This is a genomic window from Pseudomonas sp. LS.1a, from assembly GCF_022533585.1.
Lineage (GTDB): Bacteria > Pseudomonadota > Gammaproteobacteria > Pseudomonadales > Pseudomonadaceae > Aquipseudomonas.
The window spans coordinates 5,597,484-5,621,902 of record NZ_CP092827.1 but is presented as its reverse complement, the minus strand read 5'-3'; the positions used below and the strand labels follow the sequence as shown (position 1 = coordinate 5,621,902).

Here is a 24,419-nt window from a genome sequence, read left to right as displayed (position 1 = left end):
TCGCGACACAAGGCCGCTCCCACAAAAGCACGGCGTACGCCATCAGATGTGGGAGCGGCCTTGTGTCGCGAAAGGGCCTCGAAGAGGCCCAGGCAATCTTTAGCCGATCATTTGCTTCAGCAACGCCGCATGACGCTGCTGCTGCTTCTTCAACACCAGGCGATTCGAGCGGAACACCGCTTTCAAATCCTCCAGCGCCACGTCGAAATCATCGTTGATGATCACGTAGTCATACTCGTCGTAGTGCACCATCTCGCTGACGGCTTCCTTCATGCGCCCGGCGATGATCTCTTCGCTGTCCTGCCCGCGGCCGTCCAGGCGCTGGCGCAGGGCCTGCTGGCTTGGCGGCAGGATGAACACCGACAACGCCTGCGGCATCAGCTTGCGCACTTGCTGCGCGCCCTGCCAGTCGATTTCCAGGATCAGGTCGTAACCCTGGTCCAGGGTCTGCTGCAGCGCGCTGCGCGAGGTGCCGTAGAAGTTGCCGAACACCTCGGCATGTTCCAGGAAGTCGCCTTGGGCGATCAGCGCCTTGAATTCCTCGTGGACGACGAAGTGGTAGTTCACCCCGTGCTGCTCGCCCGGGCGCATGGCGCGGGTGGTGTGCGAGACCGAGACGCGGATTTGCTGGTCGTCCTTGGTCAGGGCGGTGACCAGGCTGGTCTTGCCGGCGCCCGAAGGAGCCGAAACGATGTAGAGGGTGCCGCTGCTATGGTTCATGGTCGGGGTGGCCTTACTCGATGTTCTGTACTTGTTCACGCATCTGTTCGATCAATACCTTCAGGTTGACCGCCGCTTGCGTGCTGCGTGGGTCGAAGGCCTTGGAGCCGAGGGTGTTGGCCTCGCGGTTGAGTTCCTGCATCAGGAAGTCCAGGCGCCGGCCGGCGGCACCGCCACCCTTGAGCACTCGGCGCACTTCGGTGACGTGGGTGCTGAGACGGTCGAGTTCCTCGGCCACGTCGCTCTTCTGGGCCAGCAGCACCATCTCCTGCTCCAGGCGTTGCGGGTCGAGTTCGGCCTGCATGTCGCCGAAGCGGTCGAGGATCTTCTGCCGCTGCGCCGCCAGCATCTGCGGCACCAGGGCGCGCAGGGTGGTGACTTCGCTGGCCATGTTGTCCAGGCGCTCGTTGATCAGCCGGGCCAGTTCCTGGCCTTCACGCTGGCGCCCGGCCTTGAGCTCGGCCAGCGCTTCATCGAACAGCGCCATGGCTTCGCTATTCAGTGCCTGCGGGTCGCTGGCGTCGGCTACCAGCACGCCAGGCCAGGACAGCACCTCCAGCGGGTTCAGGGGGGCCGGCTGCTTGATCAGGCCGGCCACTTCCTCGGCGGCGGCAACCAGCTGTGCGGCGCGCTCGCGGTCCACCTTCAGTGGTTTGCCGTTGCTGTCTTCGTTGAGGCGCAAGGTGCATTCCACCTTGCCCCGCGACAGGCCCTGGCGCAGGCCTTCACGCACGGCGCCTTCGAGGTCGCGCAGGGCCTCGGGCAGGCGCAGGTGCGGTTCCAGGTAACGGTGGTTGACCGAGCGCAGCTCCCAGACCAGGGTGCCTTGGCTGCCGGCGCGCTCGACACGAGCAAAAGCGGTCATGCTGTGCACCATGGGGAGTACCTCGCGTAGATGAATGAACGGTGGGAGCCTCTCGGCTGCAAGGCGCAGGATTGTAGCGCAGTGGGGCCATGGCGCCCAATCCACCCATGTTACCGACGGGTGGCCTGGCCGGTAGGAAAAGGCGACGGGCAGTGCCGGGCGCGACAATAGGCATGTCTTCCCCGGGCTGCGGGCTCTATAATGCTCGGCAGATTCAAAGTCCCAGTACAGGTATCCCAGATGAAACGTCCAAGTGGTCGCGCCGCCGATCAGCTCCGCTCGATCCGCATCACCCGCAACTACACCAAGCACGCCGAAGGGTCGGTACTGGTCGAGTTCGGTGACACCAAGGTCATCTGCACGGTCAGCGTGGAAAACGGTGTGCCACGCTTCCTCAAAGGCCAGGGCCAAGGCTGGCTGACCGCCGAATACGGCATGCTGCCGCGCTCCACCGGCGAGCGTAACCAACGTGAAGCCAGCCGTGGCAAGCAGGGTGGGCGCACCCTGGAAATCCAGCGCCTGATCGGCCGTTCGCTGCGCGCCGCGCTGGACATGAGCAAGCTCGGTGACATCACTCTGTACGTCGACTGCGACGTGATCCAGGCCGATGGTGGCACCCGCACTGCGTCCATCACCGGTGCCATGGTCGCCCTGTGCGACGCCCTGGCGGTGATCAAGAAGCGCGGTGGCCTGAAGGCCGGCAACCCGCTCAAGCACATGATCGCCGCCGTGTCGGTGGGCATGTACCAGGGCGAAGCGGTGCTCGACCTGGACTACCTGGAAGACTCCGCCGCCGAAACCGACCTGAACGTGGTCATGACCAGCGCCGGTGGTTTCATCGAAGTGCAGGGTACTGCCGAGGGCGCGCCGTTCCAGCCTGAAGACTTCAACGCCATGCTCGCCCTGGCACAGAAGGGCATGAGCGAGATCTTCGAACTGCAGCAGGCGGCACTGGCCGACTGAACCCAGCCAGGGAGGTGCGGGGCATGAGCGAATCGAACCTGTCGATCACCCCGCCCAATGCCGAAATCCGGCAATGGGCGATGTTCTGCCACCTCTCCGCGCTGCTGGGCCTGGTGGTGCCGCTCGGGCACCTGCTGGGCCCGCTGGTGCTGTGGCACCTCAAGCGCGAGCAAGACCCTTTCATCGACGCCCAGGGCAAAGAGGCGCTGAACTTTCAGATCAGCGTGACCATTGCCGGGTTCATCTGCTTCCTGCTGATGTTCGTGTTCATCGGGCTGGTGCTGTTCGCCATGCTGATGGTCGCGGTGATGATCCTGATCATCATTGCGGCGGTGCGGGCGAATGAGGGCAAGCCTTATCGCTACCCGATGATCTGGCGACCGATCAAATAGCAATTGGGGCCGCAGAGCGGCCCCAATTGCGTTTAGATGGTCAACGTCCAGTCATAGTCGACGATCAGCGGCGCATGCTGGGAGAAGCGCGGCTGACGCGGCAGACGGGCGTTACGCACGAAGCGGCGCAGGCCCGGGGTTAGGATCTGGTAGTCGAACCGGTAGCCCAGGTTGAGCATCTCGGCCTGCTCGTTGTCCGGCCACCAGCTGTACTGGTCGCCTTCACGGCTGACTTCGCGCAGGGCATCGACGTAACCCATCTCGCCAGTGATCGCATCCATCCAGGCGCGCTCCGGCGCCAGGAAACCCGGCGACTGCTGGCTGTCACGCCAGTTCTTGATGTCGAGCTTCTGCTGCGCCACGTAGAACGAGCCGCAGTAGATGTATTCGCGACGCTTGCGACGCTGTTTGTCCAGGTATTTGGCGAAGTCGTCCATCAACTTGAACTTCTGGTTCAAGTCTTCGTCGCCGTTCATACCCGAAGGCAGCAGCAGGCTGGCAATACTGACTTTGTCGAAATCTGCTTGCAGGTAACGCCCGTAGCGGTCGGCTGTCTCGAAGCCCAGGCCGGTGATGACTGCCTTGGGCTGCATGCGCGAATACAGGGCCACACCACCTTGGGCAGGCACCTCCGCGTCGCAGGCATAAAGGAAATAGCCATCGAGCTGGAAAGCTGGGTCATCGAGTTCAAAGGCCGAGGCGCGGGTATCCTGAAGGCAGATGACGTCGGCATTCTGGGCTTGCAGCCAGCTGAGCAAACCACGCTCGGCCGCAGCCTGAATGCCATTTACGTTCACACTGATGATCCGCATAAATGGCCCCAAAAATCTCGTGCGTGTATGATACCCGAGCTCAAACCATTTAGCTAAATCCGTGGTGTCCGGGACTATCCATGCAGCCGTATCAGCGCGACTTCATCCGTTTTGCCATCGATCGCGGGGTACTGCGTTTCGGTGAATTCACCCTGAAATCGGGGCGTACCAGCCCGTATTTCTTCAATGCCGGCCTGTTCAACACCGGTTCCGCCCTGGCCGAACTGGGGCGCTGCTATGCCGCAGCCATCGTCGACAGCAAGATCCCGTTCGATGTGCTGTTCGGCCCGGCCTACAAGGGTATCCCGCTGGCAGCGACGACTGCCGTGGCCCTTGCCGATCAGCATCAGCTCGACGTGCCATGGTGCTTCAACCGCAAGGAAGCCAAGGATCACGGCGAAGGCGGCAGCCTGGTCGGTGCACCGCTGGCCGGTGACGTGCTGATCATCGACGACGTGATCACCGCCGGTACCGCCATTCGTGAGGTCATGCAGATCATCAATGCCCAGCAGGCCAAGGCCGCCGGCGTGCTGATCGCGCTGAACCGCGAAGAGCGTGGCAATGGCGAGCTGTCGGCGATCCAGGAAGTGGAGCGCGACTTCGGTATCCCGGTGGTCAGCATCGTTTCGCTGACCCAGGTGCTGGAGTTCCTGGCCGATGACCCGCAGCTGAAGCAGCATCTGCCGGCTGTCGAGGCTTACCGGGCGCAGTACGGTATCTGATTCGAGGCCCGGAAATGAAAAAGGCGACCTTCGCATGAGGGTCGCCTTTTTTGTTTCGCCTGTTCCGGCCTCTTCGCGGGTAAACCCGCTCCCACAGGATCTCCACAGCCCTCAAAGGCGGTGCAGTACCTGTGGGAGCGGGTTTACCCGCGAAGAGGCCGGAACAGGTTGACGATCAGCGCTGCTTGCGGTTGGTAATCAGGGTACCCACACCACTGTCGGTGAAGATCTCCAGCAGTACCGCATTCGGCACACGGCCGTCGATGATGTGCGAGCTGTTCACACCGCCCTGCACCGCATCCAGTGCGCACTTGATCTTCGGCAGCATGCCGCCGTAGATGGTGCCGTCGGCGATCAGTTCGTTGACCTGCTCGGTGGTCAGGCCGGTCAGCACCTCGCCCTGCTTGTCCATCAGGCCGGCGATGTTGGTCAGCAGCATCAGCTTCTCGGCCTTCAGCGCCTCGGCTACCTTGCCCGCCACCAGGTCGGCGTTGATGTTGTACGACTCACCGTTGGCACCCACGCCGATCGGCGCGATCACCGGGATGAAGTCGCCCTTCACCAGCATGTTCAGCAGGTCGGTGTTCACGCTCACCACTTCGCCCACGTGGCCGATGTCGATGATTTCCGGGGTGGTCATCTCGGGTGTCTGGCGGCTGACGGTCAGCTTGCGGGCGCGGATCAGCTCCGCGTCCTTGCCGGTCAGGCCGATGGCGCTGCCGCCGTGGCGGTTGATCAGGTTGACGATGTCCTTGTTGACCTGGCCACCCAGCACCATCTCCACCACGTCCATGGTCGCCGAGTCGGTGACGCGCATGCCGTCGATGAAGTGGCTTTCGATCGACAGGCGCTTGAGCAGGTCGCCGATCTGCGGGCCACCACCGTGGACCACCACCGGGTTGATGCCCACAGCCTTCATCAGCACGATGTCACGGGCGAAGCCGGTCTTGAGCTCCTCGCTCTCCATCGCGTTGCCGCCGTACTTGATCACCAGGGTCTTGCCGACAAAGCGGCGGATGTAAGGCAGTGCTTCGGACAAAACCTCGGCTACATGGGAAGCGGCATCGCGATCGAGGGTCATGCAGGGCTCCTGTAAGGAACAGATAGTCGGTCAGAACGGCAGTTGCAGCTCAGGCTCAACCCGCAGCAACTGAGTACGGAAAACATCCTTGATACGTTGCAATTCGGCGTCGCTGTCGGCCTCGAAGCGCAGCACCAGCACCGGGGTGGTGTTGGAGGCGCGAACCAGGCCCCAGCCGTGGGCATAATCCACCCGCACACCATCGATGGTGGTCAGGTTGGCGTCGCCCCAGTCGGCGTCGCGTTGCAGTGCATCAATGATGCTGAATTTACCCTCGTCGGTCACATCAATATTGATTTCCGGCGTGGAAATATCGTTCGGGAAGGCGGCAAACAGGTTTTCGGCGCTTTGCCCGGTCTTGCTGAGGATCTCCAGCAGGCGCGCGGCGCTGTAGATGCCGTCGTCGAAACCGTACCAGCGTTCCTTGATGAAGATGTGACCGCTCATCTCGCCGGCCAGCAGCGAGCCAGTCTGTTTCATCTTCTTCTTGATCAGCGAGTGGCCGGTCTTCCACATCAGCGCGCGGCCGCCGTGCTGCTCGATCAGCGGGGTCAGGCGGCGGGTGCATTTGACGTCGAAGATGATTTCGGCGCCCGGGTTGCGCGACAGCACGTCCTGGGCAAACAGCATCAGCAGGCGGTCGGGGTAGACGATGCTGCCGGTGTTGGTCACCACGCCGACGCGGTCGCCGTCACCGTCGAAGGCCAGGCCGATGTCGGCGCCGGTTTCCTTGACCTTGGCGATCAGGTCTTCGAGGTTTTCCGGCTTGCCCGGGTCCGGGTGGTGGTTGGGGAAGTTGCCATCGACCTCGCAGAACAGCGGGATCACTTCGCAGCCCAAGGCTTCGATCAGTTGCGGCGCAACCACGCCAGCGGCGCCATTGCCGCAGTCCACCACCACCTTGAGCTTCCTGGCCAGCTTCACGTCGCCGACAATCTGCTGGAAGTAGCGGTCGAGGATCTCGACCTTTTCTACGCGGCCTTCGGCGCGGGTCAGGTTGTTGGTTTTCAGGCGGGTCAGCAGCGCCTGGATCTGTTCGTTGGCCAGGGTATCGCCGGCGATGACGATCTTGAAGCCGTTGTAGTCCGACGGGTTGTGGCTACCGGTCAGCATCACACCCGACTTGCCGGCCAGCACGTTGGCTGCGTAGTACAGCGCCGGGGTAGGCACCAGGCCGACGTCGCTGACCTGGCAGCCGGCATCGACCAGGCCCTTGATCAGCTGTTCGACCAGCATCGGGCCGGACAGGCGGCCATCGCGGCCGACCGAAACCTGCGGTTCGCCCTGGGCCAGGCTTTGCGCGCCGATGGCGCGGCCGATCCAGTAGGCGGTTTCGGCGTGAAGGGTTTTGCCGACCACGCCGCGAATGTCATACGCGCGGAAAATGCTGTCTGGCAGTGCGGCGGGGACCAGGTGGGCCATGTCGTTCATCTCTGGAAGCTCCATTAGTCAAAGGCTTTCTGGGCAGGCGCAAACTGAACGCTTGGACGGTGGTTTCGCCAGAGAGTTCGCCATCCTTGGCCTGAACGGTCATTTCTCGGCTCAGTGGCTGCCGGAATGGCCGAAGCCGCCAGCGCCGCGCTGGCTTTCATCGAACGCTTCGACGATGTCGAAATGGGCCTGTACCACCGGTACCAGCACCAGCTGGGCGATGCGCTCGCCGACAGCGATGGTGAACGGGGTGTTGCCGCGGTTCCAGCACGACACCATCAACTCGCCCTGGTAGTCCGAGTCGATCAGCCCGACCAGGTTGCCCAGCACGATGCCGTGCTTATGGCCCAGGCCCGAGCGCGGCAGGATCACCGCCGCCAGGCCCGGGTCGCCGATGTAGATCGACAGGCCGGTGGGAATCAGCAGGGTCTGGCCTGGCTCGAGGACGGTGTCCTCTTTGAGCAGGGCGCGCAGGTCCAGGCCGGCGGAGCCGGGGGTGGCGTACTGCGGCAGGGGGAATTCGGTGCCCAGGCGTGGGTCGAGGATCTTGGCTTGAAGAGCGTGCATGTAACTTATTGAACCTGATTGAGCCGTTCGGCGATGAAGGCGACCAGTTGCCGGGCGATCTTGCCCTTGCTGGTCTGCGCGAAGAGGGTCTGGTGCTGCTGGCGGTCGATCACGGTCAAGGCGTTTTCTTCGCTGTTGAAGCCGATGCTGGGGTTGGCCACATCATTGGCGACGATCAGGTCGAGGTTCTTGTCCTTGAGCTTGCGCGTGGCGTAATCGAGCAAGTGTTCGGTCTCGGCGGCGAAGCCGACGCTGAACGGGCGGTCGGCACGGCCAGCGAGGGTGGCAAGGATATCGGGATTACGCACCATCTGCAGCAGCATGCCGTCGCCGGTCGTAGGATCTTTCTTCAGTTTTTGCGTGGCAACGACTTCCGGGCGGTAGTCCGCGACCGCCGCCGAGGCGATGAACAGGTCGCACGGCATGGCCGCTTCACAGGCTGCGAGCATGTCCCGCGCGCTGACCACGTCGATACGGCTGACCCGGTCGGGGGTCGGCAGGTGCACAGGGCCGGTGACGAGGGTGACCCTAGCCCCGGCTTCGGCGGCCGCTTCGGCCAGGGCGAAGCCCATCTTGCCGGAGCTATGATTGGTGATGTAGCGCACCGGGTCGATGTTTTCCTGGGTCGGGCCGGCGGTGATCAGCACGTGCTTGCCGGTCAGGGCCTGGCGCTTGAAGCTTTCCGCGGCACACCAGGCCAGGTCGGTGGCTTCGAGCATGCGGCCCAGGCCGACGTCGCCACAGGCCTGGCTGCCGGACGCCGGGCCGAACACCTGGATGCCACGGCTCTTGAGCAGCTCGAGGTTGGCCTGGGTGGCCGGGTCGCGCCACATGGCCTGGTTCATGGCCGGGGCCACGGCGACGGTAGCGTCGGTGGCCAGTACCAGGGTGGTCAGCAGGTCATCGGCCATGCCTTGGGCCATGCGCGCCATGAGGTCGGCGGTGGCCGGGGCGATCAGCACCAGGTCGGCCCACTTGGCCAGTTCGATATGGCCCATGGCCGCTTCGGCGGCAGGGTCGAGCAGGTCCATGTGCACCGGGTGGCCCGACAGCGCCTGCAGGGTCAGCGGGGTGATGAACTCTGCACCACCACGGGTCATGACGACGCGCACCTGCGCGCCGTGCTCCAGGAGTCGGCGAATCAGTTCGGCGCTTTTGTAGGCGGCAATGCCGCCACCCACGCCGAGAACGATGCGCTTGCGATACAGCCGCTGCATAGGCTTGCCTTTTTCCAGTGAGAGCGGGCGGCGACGTTTGGGAATGCCTGCGGCAGAACGTCGCATGTACGAGGCGAAATAGATTAACACAGGGCCGAAATGGGCCGCAGCAAGGGCAGAGGGGCGGGATGAATATCAGGGAGTGGCCGGCTGAAGAGCGGCCGAGGGAGAAGTTGTTGCAGCGTGGGGTCGGAAGCCTGACGGATACGGAATTGCTTGCTGTATTTCTCGGCTCAGGTGTGCGTGGGCGCAATGTCGTGGAACTGGCGCGAGGTCTGCTCGTGAAGTTCGGGGGCTTGCGCCAGTTGCTGGAGGCCGACCGTGAGGCCTTCGTCGGTGAGCTTGGTTTGGGCCCGGTGAGGTACAGCCAGTTGCAGGCGCTGCTGGAGATCGGGCGCAGGCACCTTGCAACTTCGATTGAGCGTGAATCTGCGATGGACAGCCCGGGAACGGTGAGGCGCTATCTGAAAGCGATGCTGCGACATGAAGTCAGCGAGGTGTTCGGATGTCTCTTTCTCGATACCAAGCACAGGCCGTTGGCGTTTGAAATCCTCTTCCGAGGCACGATAGATCGGGCCAGCGTCTACCCACGGGAAGTGGTGCGGCGGGCATTGCTGCATAACGCAGCGGCCTTGATCCTGTGCCACAACCACCCCTCAGGCAACAGTGAGCCCAGCCAGGACGATGTGCATTTGACCCTGTCGCTGAAGCGGGGGCTGGCGTTGATCGATGTGCGGGTGCTGGATCACATCATCATCGGTGACGGGGAGCCGCTGTCGATGGTCGAGCATGGGTGGATTGTGGCCTGAGGAAAAACTGGGAGCCTTGTGCTGCCAGTACCGGCCCTTTCGCGGGTGAACCCGCTCCCACAGGGATAGTGCCATGTTCAAAGTTGGCGCGGTCCCTGTGGGAGCGGGTTTACCCGCGAAGAGGCCGGCGCGGGCTTACTTGGTCACTGACACCTTGCTGAAATCCAGCCGCCCGAACGGGCTCACCTGGTACCCCTCGACCCCTTGGCGCAGCAGGGCCGCCGCCGTCGGGTGCGCCAGCGGCACCCACAGCGCCTGCTGCTGAATCAGGGTTTGCGCCTGCTGGTAAAGCCGGCTGCGCACGCTCTGGTCGTTGGTGGTACGCCCGGCGCTGATCAACTGGTCCAGGCGGCTGTCGCAGAAACGTGCGAAGTTGGTCCCCGACTGCACCGCGGCGCAGGAAAACTGCGGGCTGAGGAAGTTGTCCGGGTCGCCGTTGTCACCCGCCCAGCCCATGAACAGCAGGTCATGCTCGCCCGCCTTGGCGCGGCGGATCAGCTCGCCCCACTCGATCACGCGGATCTCGGCCTTGATGCCAATCTTGGCCAGGTCGGCCTGCAGCATCTGCGCACCGAGGCTGGGGTTGGGGTTGAGCAGGCTGCCCGACGGGCGGGTCCAGATCGTGGTGCTGAAGCCTTGGGCCAGGCCAGCCTTGGTCAGCAGGGCCTTGGCTTTCTTCAGGTCCAGCGGGTAGCCGGGCAAGTCCTTGGCGTAGCTCCAGGTGTTGGGCGGGTAGGGGCCGTTGGCGGCTACCGCGGAGTCTTCGAACACGGCCTTCAGATAAGCCTGCCTGTCGAAGGCCAGGTTGATGGCCTGGCGCACTTCCGGCTTGTCCAGCGGTGGGTGCTGGCTGTTGATGGCGACGAAGGCGGTCATGAAGGCCGGGGTGGTGACCACCTTGAGGTTGCCGTCCTTGCCGGCTTCGGCAATGTCCAGCGGCTTGGGCGACAACGCGACCTGGCACTCGCCGCGCTTGAGTTTCTGCAGGCGCACGTTGGCATCGGTGGTGATGGCGAAGATCAGCGGGTCGACCGCCGGCTTGCCGGCGAAGTAGTCAGGGTTGGCGCGGTAGCGCACCAAGGCGTCCTTCTGGAAGCGCTGGAAGATGAACGGCCCGGTACCGACCGGCTGGCTGTTGAGCTTCTCCGGCGTGCCGGCCTTGAGCAGTTTGTCGGCGTACTCGGCGGAGTAGATCGAGGCAAAGCCCATGCTCAGCGTGGCCAGGAACGTGGCGTCCGGGTGGTTGAGGGTGAAACGCACGGTGTTCGGTGCGGGCGCCTCGATCGCCTTGATCAGGCTGCCCAGTTGCAGCGACTGGGCATGCGGGTAACCGCCCGGTGCGGTCTTGTGCCAGGCATGGGCGGGGTAGAGCATGCGCTGGAAGCTGAACAGCACATCGTCGGCGTTCAGGGCGCGGCTTGGCTTGAAGTAGGCGGTGGTGTGGAATTTCACGTCATCGCGCAGGGTAAAGTCGTAGATCAGGCCATCGGCCGATACCGTCCAGCTGGCCGCCAGGCTCGGCACCACCTTGCCTTGCGCCGCGTCGAACTCCACCAGCCGGTTCATCAGCACATCGGCCGTGGCGTTGGTGGTGGTCAGCGAGTTGTACTGCACCACGTCGAAGCCTTCGGGGCTGGCCTCGCTGCAGACGCTCAGCGGGGCGGCCTGGGCAACGCCGGCGGCGAACAGGGCGCCTGCGGCGAACAAGGAGTTGAACAATAAGGAAAGGGCGGCAGCACGCATAGTGGCTCCTTGGCTGTCAGTGGCCCATCTGCCAGTGCAGTCTGGAAAAGGCCTACCCTAGTGTGCCCGTCGGGAAATGGCCACACCCTTTTTTACAAAATTGGCGACGAGCGGTCGACGGCTGACGGGGCCTGCCGCTATGCTGGCCGGGCGCGTCGAGGCTCGTGTCAATATTCATCTAATGTTGTTGCGGCCGAGTCTTTCTGGTATAAAGCAGCGCTCTTTTCTAGGGGCTCGGCCTGTCGCATCAGCGAATGCGGCCGATAAGACCTCCAGAATCACGGCGCCCAGGCGCCAAAGACTGAGAGATTAAGCGGCCAACCCATGCCGGGTTGGGCATGTGGTTTTAGAGGGCTGAGTCATGTCGAGAGTCTGTCAAGTTACTGGTAAGGGTCCAGTAACCGGGAACAACATTTCCCACGCAAACAACAAAACCCGTCGTCGTTTCCTGCCGAACCTGCAGCACCACCGTTTCTGGGTTGAATCCGAGAAGCGTTTTGTGCGTCTGCGCGTATCTGCCAAAGGCATGCGCGTCATTGACAAGCGTGGTATCGACGTAGTGCTGGCCGAGCTGCGCGCTCGCGGCGAAAAGTTCTAAGGAGAACGTCATGCGTGAATTGATCCGTCTGGTTTCGAGTGCTGGCACTGGCCACTTCTACACCACCGACAAGAACAAGCGCACCACTCCGGACAAAATCGAGATCAAGAAATATGATCCGGTTGTTCGCAAGCACGTGGTGTACAAGGAAGCCAAGATCAAGTAATTGATCGGCGACCTGAAAAAACCCGCATCCGAAAGGACGCGGGTTTTTTTATGCCTGTGCTGGCCTCTTCGCGGGTAAACCCGCTCCCACAGGTGCATCACAAGCCTTTAGGGCGGTGAAATCCTTGTGGGAGCAGAGGCCGGCACAGCCTCAAATCATTTCTGCTCGAACATCACATAGATCTTGCGGCAAGGTTCCAGCACCTCCCAGGTGCCCTTGAACCCCGCCGGAATGACAAACCGGTCACCGGCACGCAAAGTCTTGGCCCCACCGTCCTGGTCGCGCAGCACCGAAACACCCTGGACGATCTCGCAGTACTCATGCTCGGTGTAGTTCACCGTCCATTGCCCCACCTCGCCTTCCCACACGCCCGCGGCAAACTGCCCGCACGGGCTGGAATAATGGTTGTAGACCGCCTGGTCGGGCTCGCCCTTGAGGATTTTTTCCGCCGCCGGGCGGTAGCGTTCGGCCTCGGTAATGACCTGTGCGAAGTCGATGATGCTGTCGATGCTCATGGTGCGGCTCCTGTTGTTGTTTAATAAAATGCACATCAGTAGGCTTTTGAGCCTTCTGTGTCAAATATATTGATAGTTTACCCGGGCTGGTTTAGGGTATCGCTTGCCAGTGTGCGCTCGTCGCCCACCAGAATTCTGACAACGCCTGTGAGTCCTCAGTGCGGCGTTGCACCTAAACAAGAGGAGGAGTTTCGTATGACCACCCTGACTCGTGCGGACTGGGAACAACGTGCCCAGCAACTGAAGATCGAAGGCCGTGCCTTCATCAACGGCGAATACACCGATGCCGCATCCGGTGAAACCTTCGAGTGCCTGAGCCCGGTCGACGGACGCTTCCTGGCCAAGGTTGCCAGCTGTGACCTGGCCGATGCCAACCGCGCTGTGGAAAACGCCCGTGCCACCTTCAACTCCGGCGTGTGGTCGCAGCTGGCACCGGCCAAGCGCAAGGCCAAGCTGATCCGCTTCGCCGACCTGCTGCGCAAGAACGTCGAAGAGCTGGCACTGCTGGAAACCCTGGACATGGGCAAGCCGATCGGTGACTCCTCCAGCATCGACATCCCGGGCGCGGCCAATGCCATCCACTGGACTGCCGAAGCCATCGACAAGGTCTACGACGAAGTCGCCCCGACCCCGCATGACCAGCTCGGCCTGGTCACCCGTGAAGCAGTGGGTGTGGTCGGTGCCATCGTACCGTGGAACTTCCCGCTGCTGATGGCCTGCTGGAAGCTTGGCCCGGCCCTGGCCACCGGTAACTCGGTAGTGCTCAAGCCGTCCGAAAAATCGCCGCTGACTGCCATTCGCATCGCCCAGCTGGCCATCGAAGCCGGTATCCCGGCTGGCGTGCTGAACGTGCTGCCAGGCTACGGCCACACCGTGGGCAAGGCACTGGCCCTGCACATGGACGTCGACACCCTGGTGTTCACCGGTTCGACCAAGATCGCCAAGCAGCTGATGATCTATGCTGGCGAATCGAACATGAAGCGCATCTGGCTGGAAGCCGGTGGCAAGAGCCCGAACATCGTCTTCGCCGACGCCCCGGACCTGCAAGCTGCTGCCGAGGCTGCCGCCAGCGCCATCGCCTTCAACCAGGGCGAAGTGTGCACCGCAGGCTCGCGCCTGCTGGTCGAGCGTTCGATCAAGGACAAGTTCCTGCCAATGGTGGTCGAGGCCCTGAAAGGCTGGAAGCCAGGCAACCCGCTGGACCCACAGACCACTGTCGGTGCCCTGGTCGACACCCAGCAGATGAACACCGTGCTGTCGTACATCGAAGCCGGCCACAAGGACGGCGCCAAGCTGCTGGCCGGTGGCAAGCGCACCCTGGAAGAGACCGGCGGCACCTATGTCGAGCCGACCATCTTCGACGGCGTGACCAACGCCATGCGCATTGCCCAGGAAGAAATCTTCGGCCCAGTGCTGTCGGTGATCGCCTTCGACACCGCTGAAGAGGCCGTCGCCATTGCCAACGACACGCCGTATGGCCTGGCCGCTGGCATCTGGACCTCGGACATTTCCAAGGCCCACAAGACCGCCCGTGCCGTGCGCGCTGGCAGCGTCTGGGTCAACCAGTACGACGGCGGCGACATGACCGCGCCGTTCGGTGGTTTCAAGCAGTCGGGCAACGGCCGTGACAAGTCGCTGCATGCGCTGGAGAAGTACACCGAGCTGAAGGCGACCTGGATCAAGCTGTAATCCCAGGGGGCCGCTTTGCGGCCCATTCGCGGCACAAGGCCGCTCCTACAGGGGCATGCGTTTCCCTGTAGGAGCGGCCTTGTGCCGCGAATGGGCTGCAAAGCAGCCCCAAGAACTCAAGAGGTCAAGGATGCGTTGGGGGACCTACTTCGCCGTACTGGCATCGGTGCTCAGTGTCGGGCTGGCGCTGGGCGTGAGCATGCCGCTGGTGTCCCTGCGTCTGGAAGCCTGGGGCTATGGCAGCTTCGCTATCGGCGTAATGGCCGCGATGCCGGCGCTGGGTGTGCTGGCAGGTGCCAGCCTGGCCAGCCGCCTGGCCGGCTGGGTCGGTGTGCCCTCGGCCATGCGCATATGCCTGTGGGGCGGCGCGCTGTCGATCGGCCTGGTGGCACTGCTGCCCAGCTACCCATTGTGGCTGCTGTTGCGGCTGATGATCGGCATGTCCCTGACCGTGGTGTTCATCCTCGGCGAAAGCTGGATCAACCAACTGGTGGTCGAGCAATGGCGTGGCCGCTTGGTGGCGCTGTATGGCAGCAGCTATGCCCTCAGCCAGCTGGCCGGCCCGCTGGTGCTGGGCTTTCTCGGCTCGGATGACGACTTCGGCTTCTGGGCCGCGACCGGCCTGCTGCTGGTGGCGCCGCTGATTCTCCTTGGGCGTGGTGGTGCGCCCAGTACAGAGGCCTGCAGCGTCACCTTCGGCGACCTGTTCGCCTTCTGCCGGCGTTTGCCGGTGATCGCCTGGGCCATTGCCCTGTTCGCCTCGTTCGAGGCGATGATCCTGACCTTGTTGCCGGTGTACTGCCTGCAGCAGGGCTTCAGCACCGAAATCGCCCTGTTCATGGTCAGTACCGTGGTGGTGGGCGACGCAGTGCTGCAGCTGCCCATTGGTGCGCTGGCCGACCATATGTCGCGGCGCACCCTGTTCACCGGCTGCGCGGTGACCTTGCTGTTGTCCAGCCTGGCGATTCCGCTGTTGTTGCACACGCCGGCGATCTGGCCGTTGTGGGTGTTGTTCGGCGCCAGTGCGGGGGGCTTGTTCACCTTGTCGCTGGTGCTGATCGGCGAGCGCTACCGCGATGATGAACTGGTGCGGGCCAATGCCCATGTGGCGCAACTGTGGGGCATTGGCTGCCTGCTCGGGCCGTTGTTGGCGGGGGCGGGGGCCAGTGGATCAGCGGGCATGCGTTGCCGTTGCTGATGGCTGCGGGGGCTGCGGGGTTGGTGGTATTGACCCGGAGGCGCGGGGCCTTCGAGCCTGCTTCTGCCTGATGGATTTTTGGGGCCGCTTTGCGGCCCATCGCGACGCAAGGCCGCTCCCACATTTGATCGGCGTACGCTGCACCTTTGTGGGAGCGGCCTTGTGTCGCGAAAGGGGTGCAGAGCGCCCCCAGCAATCGCCGCTACAACATCTTCTCCAGGCCAACCGCCTTGCTGATCCAGGCATTGAACCGTCGCCACATCCCACCCGGTTCGGATGTCAGCATGCGCCGCCTGCCGTTTTCCTCGGTCACCCACACTATCTGGTTACCCACCAGCGTCGGCTGGTAGCTCAATGCCGGGGCCATGCCCTGTACCGCCAGCGCGCGGGTGTACTCGGCCAGTTCCGGGCTGTCCACCAGCACCCCGACTTCGGTGTTCCACAACACCGAACGCGGGTCGAAGTTGAACGAGCCGATGAAGGTCTTGCGCCGGTCGAACACGATCGCCTTGCTGTGCAGGCTCGAGTCCGAGCTGCCATGGAAGCTCACCCGGTGCCGGGCGCTAGGGTCGCCGGGCTGGCGGCGCAGCTCGTACAACTGCACGCCGTGCTCCAGCAGCGCCCGCCGATACGGCGCATAGCCGCCATGCACGGCCGGCACGTCGGTGGCTTCCAGCGAGTTGGTCAGCAGCTTGATCGAGATGCCCGCGTCGGCGCTGTGGGTCAGGTACAGCAGGCCGGATTCGCCGGGCACGAAGTACGCCGATACCAGGATCAGCTCGTGTTGCACCTTGCTCAAGTCAGGGGCCAGTTGCTGGGTCAGCAGCAGTTGCGGGTCTGGTTCGTCATCGGCCAGCACTTTACTCGGCGCATCCCACAGCGCCTGGGCATGGGCCCAGATCAGCTCGTTGCGCCACACATCCAGGCGCGGCTGCGACTGGTAGGCCATCAAGCGGTCATACAGGGCTTTGCGCTGGGTCCTGGCCTCGGCCAGCGACACTTCCAGGCGGTGGCGGCTGGCGCGCAGGTCACCGGCATCCGGGTCATGCCAGAGGAAGTCGGTAATCGGCCGGCTCAGGGCGCTGTTCCAGTATTGATCGAAACCGTGGCCGAGCTGTTCGGCCACCGGGCCGACGCCCAGCAAGTCGATGTCGGTGAAGTTGAGGTTGGGCTCGGCATCGAAATACTCATCGCCCAGGTTGCGCCCGCCGACGATGGCCATGCTGTTGTCCACCAGGAACAGCTTGTTGTGCATGCGCCGGTGCTGGCGCGACAGGTTGAACAGGCGGCCCACGGCGCGCGTCACGCCGGTGCTGCGGCCCAGGTGCAGCGGGTTGAATACGCGGATCTGGATGTTCGGGTGGGCATCGAGGGTGCCCATGATGACGTCCAGGCCGTCGCTGGTGGTGTCGTCGAGCAGGATGCGCACACGCACGCCACGGTCGGCGGCGCGCAGCAGTTCATGCACCAGGGCGCGGGTGCTGAGGCCATCGTGGACGATGTAGTACTGCAGGTCGATGCTCGCCTGGGCGTTGCGGATCAGTTCGGCGCGGGCGCGGAATGCCTCGTTGCTGTTGGGCAGCAGGCGAAAGCCCGAGCGGCCGCCGTAGGGCGCGGCCTGGCGCAGTACCGAGCGGCCGAAGGCTGAGTCGTTGGCGGGCAGCGCCTGGCTGGTTTCGCGGGGCGTGCCGACGCTGGCACAGCCGGCAAGGCCGAGCAGCAGCACCAGCAGCAGAGGCAGGGCTCGCTGGAGTCTCAAGGGTGGATCGTCCTGTGCAGCTAAGGCTTAAGGGGTTGGACCGTGGTGGGCGGCGCAAAGTTACGTGCCGGCGCTTTCTTCATCCAGTAGACGAAGGGCGGTTTCACCAACCTTGCGCACGGCGGCTTCGATCTGCGGTGTCGGCCGCGCGGCGAAGTTCATGCGCAGGCAGTGGCGGAACTTGCCCGAGGCCGAGAAGATGCTGCCCACGGCAACCTGCACGTCCTGCTCCAGTAAAGCCCGGTTCAGGCGCAGCGTATCGAAATTTTCCGGTAGTTCTACCCAAAGCATGAAGCCGCCCTGGGGCCGGCTGATCCGGGTGCCCGCCGGGAAATAGCGGGTCACCCAGTCACTCATCAGGTCGCGGCTACGCTGGTACTGGCTGCGCATGCGCCGCACGTGGGGCTGGTAGTGCCCGCCGGCGATGAAGTCGGCAATGGCCAACTGCGGCTGGCTGGCCGTGCTGCCGGTGCTGATGTACTTCATGTGCAGCACCCGCTCCAGATAACGCCCGGGCGCCACCCAGCCTATCCGCAGGCCGGGGGCGAGGGTCTTGGAGAATGAGCTGCAGAGCAGCACGCGGCCATCGTCGTCGAACGACTTGAGGGTGCGCGGGCGCGGGTAGGTGTAGGCCAGGTCGCCGTAGACATCATCTTCCAGGATGGCCACGTCGTAGCGCTGGGCCAGGCTCAGCAGGGCCTTCTTGCGGGCCTCGGGCATGATATAGCCGAGCGGGTTGTTGCAGCTGGGGGTGATCTGGATGAGCTTGATCGGCCACTGCTCCAAGGCCAGTTCCAACGCCTCCAGGCTGATACCGGTGACCGGGTCGGTGGGGATTTCCAGGGCTTTCATGCCCAGGCCTTTGAGAGTCTGCATGGCGCCGTGGAAGCTGGGGGAGTCGACCGCGACGATATCGCCCGGCTCGCACACCGCGCGGATGCTGCATGACAGCGCCTCATGGCAGCCGGTGGTTATCACCAGGTCCGCCGGGCCCAGGCGGCAGCCGGAGTCGAGCATCAGCCGGGCCACCTGTTCGCGCAGGGCCAGGTTGCCGTGGATGTTGTCGTAGTACAGGCCGGGCATGTCCTGCCGCCGGCTCAGCTGGGCGAGGCTGCGCAGCAGTGGCTTGAGGGTGGGGCTGTCGATGTCGGGCATGCCGCGGCCGAGCTGGATCACGCCCTGGCGTGGGGTGCTGCGCACCAGTTCCAGCACCTGCTCCCATTGCGAAATGTCCACTGGGCGCTGGGCCGGGCGGCTGACGGCGGGCAGGGCCGGCAGGTGGCGGTGGTCGTTGACGAAGTAGCCGGATTTGGGCCGGGGCGAGACCATGCCGCTGTCTTCCAGCATGCGGTAGGCCTGCTGCACGGTGCTCAGGCTGACCCCGTGCTCCACGCTCAGAGCGCGTACCGACGGCAGGCGCTGGCCGGGACGGTACAGGCCCTGTTCGATACGGGCGCCAAGCAGTTCGGCGAGGTTCAGGTAAAGGGTCACGGCATACTCCTGCGTTGCTTTGGCATAGCGACCGGTACAGTTGCGGTGAAAATACAGCATTCAGTCGGCCGACGGCCAATTCTGTATGGGAATAATAAGGCTGTATTGGATCTGTATTGCCGGTGCTGCCGACGCGCATGCTTTCTCCACGGTATCGACTGAACGAGAGGATGCGGTGATGGGTGGCATGAGCGATGTGCGCTTGCAACTGTTGGCCAAGGAGCTGGAAGCCGGGCAGCAAGCCAAGGTGTTCAACGCGCCGGAAGGGTTGGGGCGTTGGGGGCTGATGCTGCATCGCTGGCATACCCGCAGGGCGCTGCTGCAGTTGACCGATGACGAGTTGCGCGATGTCGGGCTGAGCTGGGAGCAGGCCCTGACCGAGGGGCGTAAGCCCTTCTGGAAGGACTGATGCGATCTTTGTGGGAGCGGCCTTGTGTCGCGAAAGGGCCGCACAGCGGCCCCAGGATATTTGCATCACTGCATGAATTGCCGGGGCTGCTTCGCAGCCCTTTCGCGACACAAGGCCGCTCCCACAAGGGGCAGTGTGCAGCTTTCAGACCAGCTCTTTCAGGCGATGCCACAGCATCCCCAACGCCAGCAGCGGTGAGCGCAGGTGCTTGCCGCCGGGGAAGGTGATGTGCGGCACCTTGGCAAACAGGTCGAACCGCCCGCTTTCCTGGCCGCTGATGGCCTCGCCCAGCAGGCGTGCGGCCAGGTGGGTGGCGTTGAGCCCATGGCCGGAGTAGGCCTGGGCGTAATACACGTTCGGCTGGCTGGCCAGGCGGCCAACCTGCGGCAGGCGGTTGGCGCCGATGCCGATCATGCCGCCCCACTGGTAGTCGATGCGCACATCGGCCAGTTGCGGGAACACCTTGAGCATTTTCGGCCGCATGTAGGCGGCGATGTCCTTCGGATCGCGGCCTGAATAGTGGCAGGCACCGCCGAACAGCAAGCGGTTGTCGGCGGATAGCCGGTAATAGTCCAGTGCCACCCGCTGGTCACACACTGCCATGTTCTGCGGTAGCAGCGAGCGAGCGCGCTCTTCGCCCAGCGGCTCGGTGGCGATGATGTAGCTGCCCGCCGGCAATACCTTGCCGCCCAGCTCGCGGTTCAGGTTGTTGTGGTAGGCGTTGCAGCACAGCACCAGGGTCTTGGCGCGCACCCGGCCCTGGGCGGTGTGCACCTGCACCTGCGGGCCGTAGTCGATGCGGGTGACCTCGGACTGCTCGAACAGCTTCACGCCCAGGCGGCTGGCCACGGCCGCTTCGCCCAGGGCCAGGTTGAGCGGGTGCAGGTGGCCGGAGCCCATGTCGACCAGCCCGCCCACGTAGCAGTCAGCGCCGACCACGCTGTGGATATCGTCCTTGCCCACCAGGCGCAATTCATGGGCGTAGCCCAGGCTGCGCAGTTCTTCGGCATCTTCGGCAAAGCCCAGCAGCTCGGCGGGCTTGTTGGCCAGGTCGCAGTAACCCCAGGTCAGGTCACAGGCAATGGCATGCTTTTCGACCCGCTCGCGGACGATCTGCACGGCTTCCAGGCCCATCAGCTTCATGCTGCGCACGCCTTCCTCGCCGATCACCGGGAGGAATTGTTCCAGACCGTGGCCGACGCCACGGATCAGCTGCCCACCATTGCGCCCGCTGGCGCCCCAACCGAGCTTGCGGGCTTCCAGCAGGATGACCGAGAAGCCGCGTTCGGCCAGTTCGATGGCCGTGTTCAGGCCCGAGTAGCCGCCGCCGACGATACACACGTCGGCGCAGTGCTCGCCTTGCAGGAAGGAATGGTCAGGGTGTGGCGCGCTGCTGGCGGCGTAATAGGAGGCAGCGTGCTGCGCGCTGTGGATCATTGGGCAGGTCCTGAGGCTGGTGGGCTGAGGGGAGGAGGATAAGCCGGGGTAGGGTGGTGGGCAACAAGACGAGGGCTGCGCACTCGTTCTCGGGTAAACCCGCTCCCACAGGGACAGCGCAATGCCTGGTGCATCCACAATCCTGTGGGAGCGGGTTTACCCGCGAATGGGCCTATAATCGAACTTATCTATTTAGCTTTGTACCCAGCCATGTCCTGCAACAGCCACAAGATCCACTTCCTGCGCGAACTCATCCCTTCATTCGAGTGCGAACCCGGCTGCCACGATTGCTGCGGCCCGGTCACCACGTCGGCGGAAGAAATGGCCCGCCTGCCGCGCAAGTCCCAGGCCGAGCAGGATGCCGCCCTGGAGCGCCTGGACTGTGTGCACCTGGGCCCCAACGGCTGCACCGTGTACGAGGAGCGGCCAATGATCTGCCGCCTGTTCGGCACCACGCCGCGGCTGGCGTGCCCGCGCGGTCGTGGCCCTGAACAGATGATCGACCCCGCCGCCGAGCAGTTGGTCCACCAGTTCATTGCCACCACCCGCCAGGTGCTGGTCTAGCATCAGTCCGGGATCGGCAGGCAAAGGCTCTCCTTCACCTCTTCCATCACGATGTAGCTCTTCGATTCGCGCACATGCGGCAGCTTCAGCAGGATGTCGCCGAGCAGCTTGCGATACGAGGCCATCTCGGAAATACGCGCTTTCACCAGGTAGTCGAAGTCACCTGAAACCAGGTGGCATTCCAGTACGTGGGGCAGCTTCAGCACCGCACGGCGGAACTCTTCGAAGGTGTCGCCGGACTTGTAGTCCAGGCTGATTTCCACGAACACCAGCAGGCTGCCCTTGAGGTGCTGCGGGTTCAGGCGGGCGTTGTAGCCCATGATGATGCCCTCGCGCTCCAGGCGGCGGACGCGCTCGGTGCAAGGGGTAGTGGAAAGCCCGACTTTCTCGCCCAGTTCGGTGAAGGAAATACGCCCGTCGTTCTGCAGGATACGCAGGATGTTACGGTCGATCTTGTCCAGTTCACGCTTGCTCTGGTGCTGGGTTCTCATAGGGGATGCCCCTCCGTGAAAGGCGATTTTGCCGAGAATTCTCGCCAATAATAGGCTTTTATATAGTGAATTGCACTGCCCTCAAATTCCTATACTGCGCGCATTCATGCCATTTCAATAAAAGTCTGCGGCGCGCCGCGTGCGAGGGATAAAACGATGCGAGTTCTGGTACTTGGTAGCGGTGTGATCGGAACCGCCAGTGCCTACTATCTGGCCCGGCAAGGTTTCGAAGTAACGGTGGTCGATCGCCAGCCGGCGGTGGCCATGGAAACCAGCTTTGCCAACGCCGGCCAGATCTCGCCCGGCTATGCCTCGCCCTGGGCCGCCCCTGGCGTGCCGCTGAAGGCCATCAAGTGGCTGCTGGAGCGCCACGCGCCCCTGGCCATCAAGCTCACCGGCGACGTTGACCAGTACCTGTGGATGGCACAGATGCTGCGCAACTGCACCGCCAGCCGTTACGCGGTGAACAAGGAGCGCATGGTGCGCCTGTCCGAGTACAGCCGTGACTGCCTCGACGAGCTGCGCGCCGAAACCGGTATTGCCTACGAAAACCGCAGCCTGGGAACTACCCAGCTGTTCCGCACCCAAGCCCAGGTAGATGCCGCGGCCAAGGACATTGCCGTGCTGGAACAGTCCGGCGTGCCTTACGAGCTGCTCGACCGCGACGGCATTGCCCGCGTCGAACCGGCCCTGGCTGGCGTCAAGGACATCCTGGCCGGCGCCCTGCGCCTGCCCAACGACCAGACTGGCGACTGCCAGCTGTTCACTACCAAGCTTGCCGAAATGGCCGTGAAGCTGGGCGTGGAGTTCCGCTTCGGCCAGGACATCCAGCGCCTGGACTTCGCGGGTGACCGCATCAATGGTGTGTGGATCGACGGCAAGCTGGAAACCGCCGACCGTTACGTGCTGGCACTGGGCAGCTACTCGCCGCAGATGCTCAAGCCGCTGGGAATCAAGGCCCCGGTGTACCCGCTGAAGGGGTACTCGCTGACCGTGCCGATCACCAACGGCGACATGGCCCCGACCTCGACCATTCTCGACGAGACCTACAAGGTAGCGATCACCCGTTTCGACAACCGCATCCGCGTCGGCGGCATGGCTGAAATCGCCGGTTTTGACCTGTCGCTGAACCCGCGTCGGCGCGAAACGCTGGAGATGATCGTCAACGACCTTTATCCTCGCGGCGGTGACCTGAGCCAGGCAAGCTTCTGGACCGGCCTGCGCCCGGCGACCCCGGACGGTACCCCGATCGTCGGTGCCACGGCGTTCCGCAACCTGTTCCTGAACACCGGTCACGGCACTTTGGGCTGGACCATGGCGTGTGGCTCCGGTCGCCTGCTGGCCGACCTGATTGCGCGCAAGAAGCCGCAGATCAGTGCCGAAGGCCTGGACATTTCCCGTTATGGCAACAGCCCGGAAGTGGCCAAGCACGGGCAGACTGCGCCGGCTCACCAGCAGTAAGTCTGCCTGTACCGGCCTCTTCGCGGCTAAAGCCGCTCCCACAGGGATCGTATGTTCCCGGACATTGTGTGGTCCCCTGTGGGAGCGGCTTCAGCCGCGAAAGACCCAAAACCGATTTCAACCCGAACCACCATAAGGCATGCCGCCATGCGTCCCGCCCGCGCCCTGATCGACCTCCAGGCCCTGCGCCACAACTACCGTCTGGCCCGTGAACTGACCGGTGCCAAAGCCCTCGCCGTGATCAAGGCTGACGCCTACGGCCACGGTGCCGTGCGCTGTGCCCTGGCCCTGGAGGCCGAAGCCGACGGCTTTGCCGTGGCCTGCATCGAAGAAGCGCTGGAGCTGCGTGCCGCCGGTATCAAGGCCCCGGTACTGCTACTCGAAGGTTTCTTCGAAGCCAGCGAACTGGCCCTGATTGCCGAGCACGACCTGTGGTGCGTGGTGCACTCGCTGTGGCAGCTGGAAGCAATCGAAAAGACCCAGGTGCACAAGCCGCTCACCGTCTGGCTCAAGCTCGACAGCGGCATGCACCGTGTCGGCCTGCACCCCAAGGACTACCACGAGGCCTACCAGCGCCTGCTGGCCAGCGGCAAGGTCGTGCGCATCGTGCTGATGAGCCACTTCGCCCGCGCCGACGAGCTGGATGCCGACGCCACCGCCCAGCAGATCGCCGTGTTCGAAGCCGCCCGCCAAGGCCTGGCCGCCGAGTGCAGCCTGCGCAACTCGCCAGGCGTGCTGGGCTGGCCGCAGGCCCCCAGCGACTGGGTGCGCCCGGGCCTGATGCTGTACGGTGCCACACCGTTCGAAGTGGCCCAGGCCGAGGCCGAACGCCTGCAGCCGGTGATGACCCTGCAATCGCGGGTGATCAGCGTGCGCGAACTGCCCGCCGGCGAACCGGTGGGTTATGGCGCCAAGTTCGTCAGCCCACGGCCAACTCGCGTTGGCGTGGTCGCCATGGGCTATGCCGATGGCTACCCGCGGCAGGCGCCCAACGGTACTCCGGTGCTGGTCGCCGGCAAGCGCACCCAACTGATCGGCCGGGTGTCGATGGACATGCTCAGCATCGACCTGACCGATGTGCCGGAAGCCACCGTCGGCAGCCCGGTCGAACTGTGGGGCAAGCATGTGCTGGCCAGCGAAGTGGCCGCGCACGCGGGTACCATTCCCTACCAGATTTTCTGCAACCTCAAGCGGGTACCGCGGGACTACATCGGCGAATGACACGCTGAAGCGGACAGGTTGAAGGGCGGTGTGTTGTAAATACTGAACGGCATTGCCATGATATCGTTCACATCCACCCCCTTTTCCACCGTTTCAGG

At 63.7% G+C, this 24,419-nt stretch carries 23 protein-coding genes and 2 pseudogenes; 12 read left to right on the top strand and 13 right to left on the bottom strand.

The window, feature by feature from the left end; translation table 11 throughout:
* Window positions 1-99 precede the first annotated feature (99 nt).
* Together gmk and MKK04_RS25865 are read right to left on the bottom strand one after the other, a co-directional pair.
* The gene (gene gmk / locus MKK04_RS25870; RefSeq protein ID WP_207831319.1) at window positions 100-720 is read right to left on the bottom strand and encodes a guanylate kinase; all 621 of its coding nucleotides are present in this window, start codon (window positions 718-720) and stop codon (window positions 100-102) included.
* A 13-nt stretch (window positions 721-733) separates the two neighbouring features.
* The gene (locus MKK04_RS25865) at window positions 734-1,597 is read right to left on the bottom strand and encodes a YicC/YloC family endoribonuclease (protein WP_063912232.1); all 864 of its coding nucleotides are present in this window, start codon (window positions 1,595-1,597) and stop codon (window positions 734-736) included.
* Between the two features lie 228 nt (window positions 1,598-1,825).
* On the opposite strand from MKK04_RS25865, the gene rph reads away from it, so the two are divergent.
* Window positions 1,826-2,548: a ribonuclease PH gene (gene rph, locus MKK04_RS25860; RefSeq protein WP_013974792.1), complete on the top strand. Its 723-nt coding sequence runs from the start codon at window positions 1,826-1,828 to the stop codon at window positions 2,546-2,548.
* Window positions 2,549-2,571: 23 nt separating this feature from the next.
* Window positions 2,572-2,940: a DUF4870 domain-containing protein gene (locus tag MKK04_RS25855; protein ID WP_003258195.1), complete on the top strand. Its 369-nt coding sequence runs from the start codon at window positions 2,572-2,574 to the stop codon at window positions 2,938-2,940.
* Window positions 2,941-2,972: 32 nt separating this feature from the next.
* On the opposite strand, the gene MKK04_RS25850 is transcribed toward MKK04_RS25855, so the two are convergent.
* The gene (locus tag MKK04_RS25850) at window positions 2,973-3,752 is read right to left on the bottom strand and encodes an exodeoxyribonuclease III (protein WP_003253401.1); all 780 of its coding nucleotides are present in this window, start codon (window positions 3,750-3,752) and stop codon (window positions 2,973-2,975) included.
* Window positions 3,753-3,832: 80 nt separating this feature from the next.
* On the opposite strand from MKK04_RS25850, the gene pyrE reads away from it, so the two are divergent.
* Window positions 3,833-4,474 (top strand): orotate phosphoribosyltransferase, encoded by a 642-nt coding sequence (pyrE, locus tag MKK04_RS25845; RefSeq protein WP_003253405.1) that lies wholly within the window; start codon window positions 3,833-3,835, stop codon window positions 4,472-4,474.
* A 175-nt stretch (window positions 4,475-4,649) separates the two neighbouring features.
* Here pyrE and argB read toward each other — a convergent pair whose 3' ends face one another.
* From argB to coaBC, 4 genes and pseudogenes are all read right to left on the bottom strand, one after another.
* On the bottom strand, window positions 4,650-5,555 hold the full coding sequence (argB, locus tag MKK04_RS25840; RefSeq protein ID WP_003258198.1) for an acetylglutamate kinase: 906 nt from the start codon (window positions 5,553-5,555) through the stop codon (window positions 4,650-4,652).
* 30 nt (window positions 5,556-5,585) lie between these two features.
* Window positions 5,586-6,953, bottom strand: a pseudogene (locus MKK04_RS25835) (phosphomannomutase/phosphoglucomutase); the annotation flags it as partial.
* A gap of 144 nt (window positions 6,954-7,097) precedes the next feature.
* On the bottom strand, window positions 7,098-7,553 hold the full coding sequence (dut, locus tag MKK04_RS25830) for a dUTP diphosphatase (RefSeq protein ID WP_015272329.1): 456 nt from the start codon (window positions 7,551-7,553) through the stop codon (window positions 7,098-7,100).
* A gap of 5 nt (window positions 7,554-7,558) precedes the next feature.
* Window positions 7,559-8,770, bottom strand: coding sequence for a bifunctional phosphopantothenoylcysteine decarboxylase/phosphopantothenate--cysteine ligase CoaBC (gene coaBC / locus MKK04_RS25825; RefSeq protein WP_012274821.1), 1,212 nt, complete (start codon window positions 8,768-8,770; stop codon window positions 7,559-7,561).
* A 128-nt stretch (window positions 8,771-8,898) separates the two neighbouring features.
* Between coaBC and radC the strand changes: the two genes are divergently transcribed.
* Window positions 8,899-9,579 (top strand): RadC family protein, encoded by a 681-nt coding sequence (gene radC, locus MKK04_RS25820; protein WP_241106097.1) that lies wholly within the window; start codon window positions 8,899-8,901, stop codon window positions 9,577-9,579.
* Between the two features lie 135 nt (window positions 9,580-9,714).
* On the opposite strand, the gene MKK04_RS25815 is transcribed toward radC, so the two are convergent.
* On the bottom strand, window positions 9,715-11,322 hold the full coding sequence (locus MKK04_RS25815) for an ABC transporter substrate-binding protein (RefSeq protein WP_207831313.1): 1,608 nt from the start codon (window positions 11,320-11,322) through the stop codon (window positions 9,715-9,717).
* Window positions 11,323-11,683: 361 nt separating this feature from the next.
* Here MKK04_RS25815 and rpmB point away from each other — a divergent pair, with 361 nt between their 5' ends.
* Window positions 11,684-11,920 (top strand): 50S ribosomal protein L28, encoded by a 237-nt coding sequence (gene rpmB / locus MKK04_RS25810; protein WP_003258972.1) that lies wholly within the window; start codon window positions 11,684-11,686, stop codon window positions 11,918-11,920.
* Between the two features lie 10 nt (window positions 11,921-11,930).
* Window positions 11,931-12,086: a 50S ribosomal protein L33 gene (rpmG, locus tag MKK04_RS25805; RefSeq protein WP_003253507.1), complete on the top strand. Its 156-nt coding sequence runs from the start codon at window positions 11,931-11,933 to the stop codon at window positions 12,084-12,086.
* 155 nt (window positions 12,087-12,241) lie between these two features.
* On the opposite strand, the gene MKK04_RS25800 is transcribed toward rpmG, so the two are convergent.
* Window positions 12,242-12,601 carry a cupin domain-containing protein gene (locus tag MKK04_RS25800; RefSeq protein ID WP_003258971.1) on the bottom strand — a complete coding sequence of 120 codons (360 nt, stop codon included), beginning with the start codon at window positions 12,599-12,601 and terminating at the stop codon, window positions 12,242-12,244.
* 195 nt (window positions 12,602-12,796) lie between these two features.
* On the opposite strand from MKK04_RS25800, the gene MKK04_RS25795 reads away from it, so the two are divergent.
* Entirely contained in the window at window positions 12,797-14,290 is a 1,494-nt protein-coding gene (locus MKK04_RS25795) for an aldehyde dehydrogenase (protein WP_063912225.1), read from the top strand.
* Window positions 14,291-14,420: 130 nt separating this feature from the next.
* A pseudogene (locus MKK04_RS25790) lies at window positions 14,421-15,559 on the top strand (MFS transporter).
* Window positions 15,560-15,690: 131 nt separating this feature from the next.
* Here MKK04_RS25790 and MKK04_RS25785 read toward each other — a convergent pair.
* Both MKK04_RS25785 and MKK04_RS25780 read right to left on the bottom strand, forming a co-directional pair.
* Complete coding sequence (locus MKK04_RS25785; RefSeq protein WP_207837562.1) at window positions 15,691-17,247, bottom strand: phospholipase D family protein; 1,557 nt, start codon at window positions 17,245-17,247, stop codon at window positions 15,691-15,693.
* A gap of 60 nt (window positions 17,248-17,307) precedes the next feature.
* On the bottom strand, window positions 17,308-18,738 hold the full coding sequence (locus MKK04_RS25780; protein ID WP_207837560.1) for an aminotransferase-like domain-containing protein: 1,431 nt from the start codon (window positions 18,736-18,738) through the stop codon (window positions 17,308-17,310).
* A 178-nt stretch (window positions 18,739-18,916) separates the two neighbouring features.
* Here MKK04_RS25780 and MKK04_RS25775 point away from each other — a divergent pair, with 178 nt between their 5' ends.
* On the top strand, window positions 18,917-19,147 hold the full coding sequence (locus tag MKK04_RS25775; protein ID WP_063912221.1) for a DUF1127 domain-containing protein: 231 nt from the start codon (window positions 18,917-18,919) through the stop codon (window positions 19,145-19,147).
* A 144-nt stretch (window positions 19,148-19,291) separates the two neighbouring features.
* Here the strand turns inward: MKK04_RS25775 and MKK04_RS25770 are convergent, their stop codons facing one another.
* On the bottom strand, window positions 19,292-20,584 hold the full coding sequence (locus MKK04_RS25770) for an NAD(P)/FAD-dependent oxidoreductase (RefSeq protein ID WP_241106096.1): 1,293 nt from the start codon (window positions 20,582-20,584) through the stop codon (window positions 19,292-19,294).
* Window positions 20,585-20,794: 210 nt separating this feature from the next.
* Here MKK04_RS25770 and MKK04_RS25765 point away from each other — a divergent pair, with 210 nt between their 5' ends.
* Window positions 20,795-21,148: a YkgJ family cysteine cluster protein gene (locus MKK04_RS25765; protein WP_241106095.1), complete on the top strand. Its 354-nt coding sequence runs from the start codon at window positions 20,795-20,797 to the stop codon at window positions 21,146-21,148.
* Between the two features lie 2 nt (window positions 21,149-21,150).
* On the opposite strand, the gene dadR is transcribed toward MKK04_RS25765, so the two are convergent.
* The gene (gene dadR / locus MKK04_RS25760) at window positions 21,151-21,639 is read right to left on the bottom strand and encodes a transcriptional regulator DadR (protein WP_003258963.1); all 489 of its coding nucleotides are present in this window, start codon (window positions 21,637-21,639) and stop codon (window positions 21,151-21,153) included.
* Window positions 21,640-21,795: 156 nt separating this feature from the next.
* Here dadR and dadA point away from each other — a divergent pair, with 156 nt between their 5' ends.
* Both dadA and alr read left to right on the top strand, forming a co-directional pair.
* Window positions 21,796-23,100: a D-amino acid dehydrogenase gene (dadA, locus tag MKK04_RS25755; protein ID WP_063912219.1), complete on the top strand. Its 1,305-nt coding sequence runs from the start codon at window positions 21,796-21,798 to the stop codon at window positions 23,098-23,100.
* 147 nt (window positions 23,101-23,247) lie between these two features.
* The gene (gene alr, locus MKK04_RS25750) at window positions 23,248-24,321 is read left to right on the top strand and encodes an alanine racemase (protein WP_063912218.1); all 1,074 of its coding nucleotides are present in this window, start codon (window positions 23,248-23,250) and stop codon (window positions 24,319-24,321) included.
* Window positions 24,322-24,419 lie beyond the last annotated feature (98 nt).

What these genes read in the sequence shown, in the direction of transcription:
- gmk (WP_207831319.1), bottom strand. Translation starts at nt 720, where the DNA reads ATGAACCATAGCAGCGGCACCCTCTACATCGTTTCGGCTCCTTCGGGC.
- MKK04_RS25865 (WP_063912232.1), bottom strand. Translation starts at nt 1,597, where the DNA reads ATGGTGCACAGCATGACCGCTTTTGCTCGTGTCGAGCGCGCCGGCAGC.
- rph (WP_013974792.1), top strand. Translation starts at nt 1,826, where the DNA reads ATGAAACGTCCAAGTGGTCGCGCCGCCGATCAGCTCCGCTCGATCCGC.
- MKK04_RS25855 (WP_003258195.1), top strand. Translation starts at nt 2,572, where the DNA reads ATGAGCGAATCGAACCTGTCGATCACCCCGCCCAATGCCGAAATCCGG.
- MKK04_RS25850 (WP_003253401.1), bottom strand. Translation starts at nt 3,752, where the DNA reads ATGCGGATCATCAGTGTGAACGTAAATGGCATTCAGGCTGCGGCCGAG.
- pyrE (WP_003253405.1), top strand. Translation starts at nt 3,833, where the DNA reads ATGCAGCCGTATCAGCGCGACTTCATCCGTTTTGCCATCGATCGCGGG.
- argB (WP_003258198.1), bottom strand. Translation starts at nt 5,555, where the DNA reads ATGACCCTCGATCGCGATGCCGCTTCCCATGTAGCCGAGGTTTTGTCC.
- dut (WP_015272329.1), bottom strand. Translation starts at nt 7,553, where the DNA reads ATGCACGCTCTTCAAGCCAAGATCCTCGACCCACGCCTGGGCACCGAA.
- coaBC (WP_012274821.1), bottom strand. Translation starts at nt 8,770, where the DNA reads ATGCAGCGGCTGTATCGCAAGCGCATCGTTCTCGGCGTGGGTGGCGGC.
- radC (WP_241106097.1), top strand. Translation starts at nt 8,899, where the DNA reads ATGAATATCAGGGAGTGGCCGGCTGAAGAGCGGCCGAGGGAGAAGTTG.
- MKK04_RS25815 (WP_207831313.1), bottom strand. Translation starts at nt 11,322, where the DNA reads ATGCGTGCTGCCGCCCTTTCCTTATTGTTCAACTCCTTGTTCGCCGCA.
- rpmB (WP_003258972.1), top strand. Translation starts at nt 11,684, where the DNA reads ATGTCGAGAGTCTGTCAAGTTACTGGTAAGGGTCCAGTAACCGGGAAC.
- rpmG (WP_003253507.1), top strand. Translation starts at nt 11,931, where the DNA reads ATGCGTGAATTGATCCGTCTGGTTTCGAGTGCTGGCACTGGCCACTTC.
- MKK04_RS25800 (WP_003258971.1), bottom strand. Translation starts at nt 12,601, where the DNA reads ATGAGCATCGACAGCATCATCGACTTCGCACAGGTCATTACCGAGGCC.
- MKK04_RS25795 (WP_063912225.1), top strand. Translation starts at nt 12,797, where the DNA reads ATGACCACCCTGACTCGTGCGGACTGGGAACAACGTGCCCAGCAACTG.
- MKK04_RS25775 (WP_063912221.1), top strand. Translation starts at nt 18,917, where the DNA reads ATGGGTGGCATGAGCGATGTGCGCTTGCAACTGTTGGCCAAGGAGCTG.
- MKK04_RS25770 (WP_241106096.1), bottom strand. Translation starts at nt 20,584, where the DNA reads ATGATCCACAGCGCGCAGCACGCTGCCTCCTATTACGCCGCCAGCAGC.
- MKK04_RS25765 (WP_241106095.1), top strand. Translation starts at nt 20,795, where the DNA reads ATGTCCTGCAACAGCCACAAGATCCACTTCCTGCGCGAACTCATCCCT.
- dadR (WP_003258963.1), bottom strand. Translation starts at nt 21,639, where the DNA reads ATGAGAACCCAGCACCAGAGCAAGCGTGAACTGGACAAGATCGACCGT.
- dadA (WP_063912219.1), top strand. Translation starts at nt 21,796, where the DNA reads ATGCGAGTTCTGGTACTTGGTAGCGGTGTGATCGGAACCGCCAGTGCC.
- alr (WP_063912218.1), top strand. Translation starts at nt 23,248, where the DNA reads ATGCGTCCCGCCCGCGCCCTGATCGACCTCCAGGCCCTGCGCCACAAC.